The following is a 9,068-nucleotide window of genomic DNA, read 5'->3' as shown; positions in this document are numbered from 1 at the left end:
GCCCTGGCTCGTCACCCGCCCGGCCGGGAGATCCTCGCCCGCGGCGAGCCGCCGGAGCGCCGCGCGCTTGCTCTCGCCGCTCACCAGGAACAGGACCAGGGCGGAGGACGCGAGCGCCGGATAGGTCAGCGTCACGCGGGGCACGAAGGGCGCGAGCCCGGCCTCGGGCACGGGGGCGACGAGCCTGGCCGTCTCGGACAGGGCCGGCTTGCCCGGGAACAGCGAGGCGGTGTGTCCGTCCTCGCCGAGCCCGAGCAGGACGCAGTCGAACAGCGGGCGGGCCGGATCGAGCCGGTCGGCGCCGTAGAATTCCAGGAGCGTGCGCGCGTAGGTCTCGGCCGCGGCCTCGGGCCCCGCGTCGGTCGGGATGAAGTGCAGGTGCGCCGCCGGCACCGCCGTGCCGTGGCCGAAGGCCTCGCGGACCATGCGGACGTTGCTGTCGGCGTGGTCCCACGGCACCGCCCGGTCGTCGCCGAAGAACCAGTGGACCCGGTCCCACGGCACGCGGCCGACATGGTCCGGGCCGGCCAGCAGCGCATAGAGCCGCTTCGGCGTCGAGCCGCCGGACAAGGCGATCGCGATCCGCTCGGATCGGGAGGCCTCGCAGGCGGCGATCAGGCGCTCCGCCGCCTCGTGGGCCACGGCGTCGGCATCGGGCAGGACCACGGCATCGGGCGGCAGCGCGGCCGTCATGACTTCTTGGGCTCCTGGTGCCCGCCGAAGCCCTTGCGCATCGCCGACAGCATCTTGTCGGCGTAGGAGGAGTCCTCGCGCGAGCGGAAGCGGCGGTAGAGGGCGTTCGAGAGCACGGTGGCCGGGACGGATTCCTCGATCGCCGCATTGATCGTCCAGCGCCCCTCGCCGGAATCCTCCACGTAGCCGGAATAGTCGTCGAGCTTCTCGTCGGTCGCCAGCGCGTTCGCCGTCAGGTCGAGGAGCCAGGACGAGACCACGCTGCCGCGGCGCCAGACCTCGGCGATGTCGCCGAGGTTGAGGTCGAACCGGCGCTCGGGCGGCAGGTTCTCGCTGTCGGCGTGCTTGAGGATGTCGAAGCCCTCGGCATAGGCCTGCATCAGCCCGTACTCGATGCCGTTGTGGATCATCTTGACGAAGTGGCCCGCCCCGCTCGGGCCGGCATGGATGTAGCCCTGCTCGGCGCGGGGGTCGCGCCCCTCGCGGCCCGGCGTCCGCGGGATGTCGCCGATGCCGGGCGCCAGCGTCGCGAAGATCGGATCGAGCCTGCCGACGGCGGCGGTGTCGCCGCCGATCATCATGCAGTAGCCGCGCTCCAGCCCCCAGACGCCGCCCGAGGTGCCGACGTCGACGTAGTGGATGCCCTTGCCCTTGAGCTCGCCGGCGCGGCGCACGTCGTCGCCGTAGAACGAGTTGCCGCCGTCGATGATCACGTCGTCGGCCTGCATCAGGCCGGACAGGGTCTTGACGGTTCCCTCCGTGATGGCGCCGGCCGGCAGCATCACCCAGGCGGCCCGCGGAACGTCGAGCTTGCCGACGAAGTCCTCCAGGCTGTCGGCGCCGACCGCGCCGGCCTCGACCAAAGCCTTCACCGCCTCCGGGTTCTGGTCGAAGACCACCGCGGTGTGCCCGTCGCGCAGGAGGCGCCGGACGATGTTGCCACCCATCCGGCCGAGGCCGATCATGCCGAGCTGCATTGGTTTGGCACTCCGTCTGAGACTCTATCGGGGTCGGGCCCCTCATGCCCAGCGGCGCCCGCGTGGCGGAGCCGGGCGCGATCGTGCGTCGGGTCGCTCAGCCCGCGGCGGCGGTCAGGGCCGCGGAGATCCGCTTGAGGCCCGCCGGGACGTCGCCGCCCTTGATGTGGATCCGCAAGGCGCGGCGCCCGCGCTCGGACAGCACCGACAGGTCGCCGCGCGCCTGCGCCGCGACCACCGTGCCGAAGCCGAGCTTGCGCCCCGGGATCGCGAGATCCTCGGTCGGATCGGCGGTGATCTGCACGAACACGCCGCTGTCGGGGCCGCCCTTGTAGGCCTGCCCCGTCGAGTGCAGGAAGCGCGGCCCGAACTCGAGGCAGGTCGCGACGTGCTTCGCGTCGCGGATCGCGAGGCGGGCCTGCTGCAGCGTGGCGTGGTTCGCCGCGTTGCGGGGCACGTAGGCGAGCAGCGCCAGGTAGTCGCCGGCCTTGAGCCGGGCGACCTGCGCCTTGAGCCCGGCCTCGAGGCCGTCCGTCGCCGCCGGCAGCGCGCCGGCATTGGCCGGGTCGGCGTAGAGGGCGATGGTCTCGTCCTCGAACACCGGCGTCTCGGGCGGCAGCGCGCCGCTCGCCTCGGCGGCCTCGAACAGCTTCTTCGTCTCGATCTTGCTCGCCTCGACGTCGGGCTGGTCGAACGGGTTGATGCCGAGCAGGGCACCGGCCACCGCGGTCGCCATCTCGAAGCGGAAGAACTCCTGCGGCAGCTGCTCCACCGTGTCGAGGGTGATGCGCACCACCGGATGACCGTCGCGCTCCAGGCCGCGCAGGGTCTCGTCCTGGCGCTCGTCGGCATGGCCGTCGAGGCGCAGGTAGACGAAGACGCGGTCGTGGCCGTAGGCGGCCGGCACGTCGACGGGCTCGCCGTCGATCGGGATCAGGCCCTTGCCCTGCTTGCCCGTCGATTCCGCGATGAGCTGCTCGGCCCAGCCGCCGAAGCTCGCGATCGCCGGCGAGGCGACGATCGTCACCTTGTCGCGGCCGGCCAGCCCCGCGGTCCCCATCGCGGCGCCGAGGAGCACCCCGGGATTCTCGGTCGGCGGCACGGCCGGGCCGCAGGAGCGCACCATGATCCGCGCCCGCTCCAGGAAATCCTTCACGTCGATGCCGATGCAGGCCGCCGGCACCAGCCCGAAGGCCGAGAGCACCGAGTAGCGCCCGCCGATCTGCGGCACGCCGTGGAAGATCTGCCGGAAGCCGTCGGCCTCGGCCGCCTTCTCCATGGCCGAGCCGGGATCGGTGACCGCGAGGAAATGCTCGCCGGCCCGGTCGCCGACGACCGCCTTCATCCGCGCCAGGAAGTAGTCGCGGAAGACGTTCGGCTCCAGCGTCGAGCCGGATTTGGAGGCGACGATGAACAGCGTGCGCGGCAGGTCGAGGGTGGCCTCGAGCGCACGGACCTCGTCGGGATGGGTCGAGTCGAGGATCGAGAGCTTGGGGAAGCCGTCGCGGTTGCCGTAGGTCAGGCCGAGCACTTCCGGGCCGAGGCTCGACCCGCCCATGCCGAGCACCACGACGTCGCTGAACGCCCGGCTCCGCACCCAGGCCGAGAGCGCGGCGTAGGCGTCGGCGCGCTCCAGCTCGTCCTCGACGATGCGGAGCCAGCCGAGCCACTTGTCCTCGTCGGCGCCCGACCAGACCGTGGTGTCGTGCGCCCAGAGCCGGCGGATCGCGCCGCTCGCGCGCCAGGCCTCGACCGCCTTGCCGGTCTCGGTCGCGAGCGCGTCGCCGAGCTTGAGGCTCTGGCCGTCGAGCCGGTGGCCGAGCAGCGCCACGCGCTTGCCGGCGACCGCGCCGAGCAGCTTGTCGGCGGCGTCGATGAACAGCTGCACGCCCTCCTCGACCAGCTGCCGGGCCACCGCGTCGATGTCGATGCCGGCCTCGGAAAGGCGCGCCATCACGGCCTCCGCCCCGGCCACGTCCTCCTCGATCGCGTTGCGGACCTCGCCGTGGTCGCGGAACGCGTCCATGGTCGCCGGCGGCATGGTGTTGACGGTGTTCGGGCCGATCAGCTCCTCGACGTAGAGCACGTCGCGGTAGGCCTTGTTCTTGGTGCCGGTCGAGGCCCAGAGCAGCCGCTGCGCCTTGGCGCCCTTCTCGGCGAGCCCCGTCCACGCGGCCTCCCCGAACACCGCCTTGTAGCGCTGGTAGGCGAGCTTGGCGTTGGCGATCGCGACCTTGCCCTTGAGGTGCTCCAGGGCGGCCTTCTGGTCGGGGTCGTTGGCCGCCGCGATCTTCTCGTCCAGCAGCTTGTCGACGAGCACGTCGATGCGGCTGATGAAGAAGCTCGCGACGCTGGCGATCCGCGAGACGTCGCCGCCGTTGCGGGCACGCTCCGCGAGCCCTTCGACGAAGGCGCGGGCGACCTTCTCGTACTCGCCCTGCGAGAACAGCAGGGTGACGTTGATTGAGATGCCCTCCGCCGTGAGCTGGCGGATCGCCGGGATGCCCTCCGGCGTCGCCGGCACCTTCACCATCAGGTTGTCGCGGCCGACCGCCTTGTGGAGCCTGCGGGCCTCCTCCAGCGTCTCCTCGGTCTGCAGGGCGAGGTAGGGCGACACCTCGAGGCTGACGTAGCCGTCGGCGCCGTCGGACGCCTCGTAGACCGGGCGCAGCACGTCGGCCGCCGCCTGGATGTCGGCGATGGCCAGGCCCTCGTAGAGGTCGATGACGCGGCTGTCGCCCTGCTCCATCACGCTCTTGAGGCTGGCATCGTACTCGTCGGAATGGCCGATGGCCTTCTCGAAGATCGACGGGTTGGAGGTGACGCCGCGCAGGCCGTCGTTCTCGACCAGCGCCTTGAGCTCGCCCTTGGCGATGAAGCCGCGGGCGACGAAGTCGAGCCAGACCGCCTGATCCTGTTCGGTGTGCAGGGCCTTGAGCGCGTTCATGTCGATGCCTCGCAGATCGTCGGTCTTCACGTCGTCGATGCCGGCCGGGCCTGGTCGGCCGGCCTCGGCGGGTCTGTCTTGGTCGGTATGTCTTGGTCGATATGTACTGGGGATCAAACACACGACCCGGGTCTTGGCTCCGGCACGGAACGCAGACCCGGGTCGCGGCCGCTAGGGCTTGCGCGCGCCCCGGTGCTTGGCGATCTGGTCGCGGGCGGCCAGCAGCACCTTCTCCGGGGTGAAGCCGAACTTGGCCTGCAGGTCCTTGATCGGCGCCGAGGAGCCGAAGGTGTGCATGCCGATGATCGTGCCGGCCGAGCCCGCGTAGCGGTCCCAGCCGATCGCCGAGCCCTGCTCCACGGCGACGCGGGCCAGCACGGCCGGCGGCAGCACGCTCTCGCGATAGGCCTCGTCCTGACGCTCGAACAGGTCCCAGGACGGCATCGAGACGACGCGCGCCGTCACCCCCTCCGCGACCAGGCTCTCGTAGGCCTGCATGCAGAGCTGCACCTCGGAGCCCGAGCCGATCAGGATCACCTCCGGCGTGGCGTCGCCGCCCGCGAGCACGTAGCCGCCCTTGGCGACGCCCGACGCGCTGGCGAACTTGGTGCGGTCGATCGTCGGCAGCGGCTGGCGCGAGAGTGCCAGCACCGCCGGCTGGTCCTTCAGCGAGAAGATCACGCGGTAGGCTTCGGCCACCTCGTTGGCGTCGGCCGGGCGCAGCGTCACGAGCCCGGGGATGCAGCGCAGGCTCAGGAGCTGCTCCACCGGCTGGTGGGTCGGCCCGTCCTCGCCCACGCCGATCGAGTCGTGGGTGAAGATGTGGAAGACCGGCAGCTCCATCAGCGAGGCGAGCCGCACCGCCGGGCGCATGTAGTCGACGAAGACCAGGAAGGTCGCGCCGTAGGCCCGGAGGCCGGAGAGCCCGAGCCCGTTCACGATCGAGCCCATGGCGTGCTCGCGCACGCCGAAGTGGATGTTGCGGCCGCCCGGCTCGAACGGGGTGAGCGAGCCCGCCCCCTCGAAGATGAGGTTCGACTTGTTCGACGGCGCGAGGTCGGCCGAGCCGCCGAGCATGAACGGCACGTGCTGGGCGATGGCGTTCAGCACCTTGCCGGAGGATTCGCGGGTCGCGAGCCCCTTGGCATCGGGCTCGAAGACCGGGATGTCCCGGTCCCAGCCCTCGGGCAGGCGGCCCTCGAAGAAGGCGTCGAGCGATTCCGCGTGCTCGGCGTCGGCCTCCTTGGCCGCCGTCAGGAAGCCCTGCCACTGGTCGTAGAGCTCGGCCCCGCGCTTGCCGATGTTGTCGGCGAAGTTCTGCTGCACCCCGTCCGGCACCAGGAACTGCGCGTCCTCCGGCCAGCCGTAGGCGCGCTTGGCGCCCTTGACCTCGTCCTCGCCGAGCGCGTCCGAGTGGGCCTTCGCGGTGTTCTGCTTCTTGGGCGCTCCGAAGCCGATGATCGAGTTGACGACGATGATGGTCGGCCGGTCGCTCGACTGCAGGAAGGTCTCGATCGCGGCCGAGATCGCGTGCACGTCGTTGGCGTCGGCGACCCGCAGCACCTGCCAGCCGTAGGCGAGGAACCGGGTGGCGACCTCCTCGCCGAAGGCCAGCTCGGTGTGGCCCTCGATGGTGATGGTGTTGTTGTCGTAGATCCAGCACAGGTTCGACAGGCGCAGGTGCCCGGCGATCGAGGCGGCCTCGGAGGCGACGCCCTCCATCAGGTCGCCGTCCGAGCAGATCGCGTAGACGTTGTAGTCGAACAGCGGCAGGTCGGGCTTGTTCAGGTGCTCGCCGAGGTAGCGGCCGCCCATCGCCATGCCGACGGAGTTCGCCACGCCCTGGCCGAGCGGCCCGGTGGTGGTCTCGACGCCGGTGGTGAAGTGGTATTCCGGGTGGCCGGGGGTGCGGCTGTCGAGCTGGCGGAAGGACTTGATGTCGTCGAGCGTCACGGCCGGCGCGTTGCCGCCGTCGGTCTCGGCCACGTTGGCGAGGTGCAGCAGCGAATAGAGCAGCATCGAGGCGTGTCCGCAGGACAGCACGAAGCGGTCGCGGTTCGGCCAGTGCGGATGCGCCGGATCGTAGCGCAGGTAGCGGTTCCACAGGGTGTAGGCGACCGGCGCCAGCGCCATCGGCGCGCCGGCGTGTCCCGAATTCGCCTTCTGCACCGCATCGATCGCCAGCGTGCGGATCGTGTCGATCGAGAGCTTGTCGATCTCGGAAAGCGCCGTCTTGGGCGCGGTGTCTGCTCCGCTCATGGTGTCGTCTTTCCCGTTGTCGTCACTGCGGCGCGAGACTGCTCGCGACCGCGCGCGGATCGTGCTCACGCGAAACTTGCGCGCCCGGCCCGCGGCCGGCGGGCGCATCCGAATCGTCGGCGCCACCCCGCTCCTTCGCAGGCCCTTCGGCCCGGCTGTAATTGAGGATGGTGTTCACGAGCGCAACATGCGTGAACGCCTGGGGGAAGTTGCCCACCAGCCGCTGGGCCTTCCCGTCGTACTCCTCGGACACGAGCCCGAGGTCGTTGCAGATGCCGATCAGGCGCTCGATCAGCGCGCGGGCTTCCGCGCGGCGGCCGAGGCCGATCAGGTTGTCGGCGTACCAGAACGTGCAGGGCAGGAACGCGCCCTCGTTGCCGGGCAGCCCGTCCGTGGTCTGCCCTTGCGTGTCGTAGCGCAGGATGAAGCCGTCGCGCATCAGGTCCCGGCCGATCGCCTCGACGGTGCCGACCACGCGCGGGTCGTCCTGGGGCAGGAAGCCCATATGGGCGATCAGCAGCAGGCTCGCATCGAGCTGCTTCGAGCCGTAATATTGCACGAAGCTGTTGAGCTCCGGGTCGAACCCCTTCTCGCACACCTCCGCGTGGATCCGGTCGCGGATCGCCTTCCAGCGCGCGACCGGTGCGTCGGGGGCGCCGGGCTGGCCGGCGTGGCTGCGGATCGCGCGGTCGAAGGCGACCCAGGCCATGACCTTCGAATGGACGAAGTGCTTGCGGCCGCCGCGCACCTCCCAGATGCCCTCGTCCGGCTCGCTCCAGACCTTCTCCAGATGCGCGATGATCGCCAGGCCCACGCGCCAGCCGTCCTTGTCGGTCGGCATGCCGCGCATCCGCGCCTGGTAGAGCGCGTCGAACAGCTCGCCGTAGACGTCGAGCTGGAACTGCGACACCGCGGCGTTGCCGACCCGGACCGGCTTCGAGCCCTCGTAGCCGGGCAGCCAGTCGAGCTCGATCTCGGGCAGCAGCCGCTCGCCGGCGATGCCGTAGAGGATGTGCGCTTGCTCCGGATTCCCGGCCACCGCGCGCTGCAGCCAGTCGCGCCACGCCCGCGCCTCCTCGAGGAAGCCGCCATCCATCAGCGCCATCAGGGTGAAGGTCGAGTCGCGCAGCCAGCAGAACCGGTAGTCCCAGTTGCGGACGCCGCCGAGCGACTCCGGCAGAGAGGTCGTGGGCGCGGCCACGATGCCGCCGGTCGGCATGTAGATCAGCGCCTTCAGCGTCAGGAGCGAGCGCTTCAGCATCGCGTCCCAGGGCGTGCCCTTCGCGCAGCGGTCGGACCAGTCCCGCCAGAACTGGTCGGTGGCGGCCAGCACCTTGCGCGGCTCGATCGGGGGCGGGTCGTCCTCGTGGCTGGCGCCGTAGCTCAGGGTGAAGGCGACCGACTCGCCGGCATGGACCGTGAACTCCGAGACCGTGGTCTGCCCATGGCCCCTGAGATGCGCCTTGGTGCGCAGGACCGCCTTGTGCGGGCCCGAGATCGCCCGGAGGTCGCCGAGCTCGTTGTGCGACACCCACGGCACGGCCGAGCCGTAATCGAAGCGCATCGCGAGATCCATGCGCATCGCGACGCGTCCGTGCAGCCCCTCGACGAGGCGGATCAGGTGCGATCCGTCGCCAGCGGGCATGTAGTCGATGACCCGGACCTCGCCCTCGCGGGTCCTGTGGTGGGTCTCCAGAACGAGGCTGCCTTCGCGGTAGGCCCAGGTGGTCTCGACATGCCCGGCCTGCGGCGCGAGGCGCCAGAATCCGTGCTCCTCTGTGCCGAGGAGGGAGGCGAACAGGGCGGAGGCATCGAAGCGCGGCCAACACAGCCAGTCGACGCTGCCCTGCCGGCTGATCAGCGCGGCGGTGCGGCCGTCGCCGATGAGCGCGTAATCCTCGATGCGTGCGGCCATGAAGCGGATCCGTCGCGGCCGGCGACAGCAGCCGTCCGATGCCTTGCACCTAGGTCGGCGACGCGATGCGGTCCAGGCCGCGCCCGGGAAATCCGATGGCGGCGGCAGTGCGGGTCGGATCGCGGCCCCGGTCGGGCGGCCGCACTGCAGCATCGCGCGGGATTCCGGGCCGCCTCAGTTCAGGCGGTCGACCAGGAGCGCGACCGAGCTGCCGAGCGACGAGGCCCCGCTGCGCAGGTAGGCGGCGGCATCCCCGACGACGCGCGCGGCCGGGGCG

General features: G+C 71.0%; 5 protein-coding genes. All 5 read right to left on the bottom strand.

The window, feature by feature from the left end:
* On the bottom strand, window positions 1-693 hold a 693-nt coding region (pgl, locus tag FV223_RS12990; RefSeq protein ID WP_147727442.1), incomplete at its 3' end, for a 6-phosphogluconolactonase.
* Window positions 690-1,670, bottom strand: coding sequence for a phosphogluconate dehydrogenase (NAD(+)-dependent, decarboxylating) (gene gnd / locus FV223_RS12985; protein WP_147727441.1), 981 nt, complete (start codon window positions 1,668-1,670; stop codon window positions 690-692). The genes pgl and gnd, both read right to left, overlap by 4 nt.
* A gap of 97 nt (window positions 1,671-1,767) precedes the next feature.
* Window positions 1,768-4,617 (bottom strand): bifunctional transaldolase/phosoglucose isomerase, encoded by a 2,850-nt coding sequence (locus FV223_RS12980; protein ID WP_147727440.1) that lies wholly within the window; start codon window positions 4,615-4,617, stop codon window positions 1,768-1,770.
* Between the two features lie 171 nt (window positions 4,618-4,788).
* Window positions 4,789-6,876 carry a transketolase gene (tkt, locus tag FV223_RS12975; protein ID WP_147727439.1) on the bottom strand — a complete coding sequence of 696 codons (2,088 nt, stop codon included), beginning with the start codon at window positions 6,874-6,876 and terminating at the stop codon, window positions 4,789-4,791.
* Between the two features lie 22 nt (window positions 6,877-6,898).
* Window positions 6,899-8,791 (bottom strand): glycoside hydrolase family 15 protein, encoded by a 1,893-nt coding sequence (locus tag FV223_RS12970; RefSeq protein ID WP_147727438.1) that lies wholly within the window; start codon window positions 8,789-8,791, stop codon window positions 6,899-6,901.
* Between the last annotated feature and the right edge of the window lie 277 nt (window positions 8,792-9,068).

The sequence above is a fragment of the Methylobacterium sp. WL116 genome (assembly GCF_008039455.1).
GTDB lineage: Bacteria > Pseudomonadota > Alphaproteobacteria > Rhizobiales > Beijerinckiaceae > Methylobacterium.
This window is presented reverse-complemented; position numbering and strand designations above follow the sequence as displayed.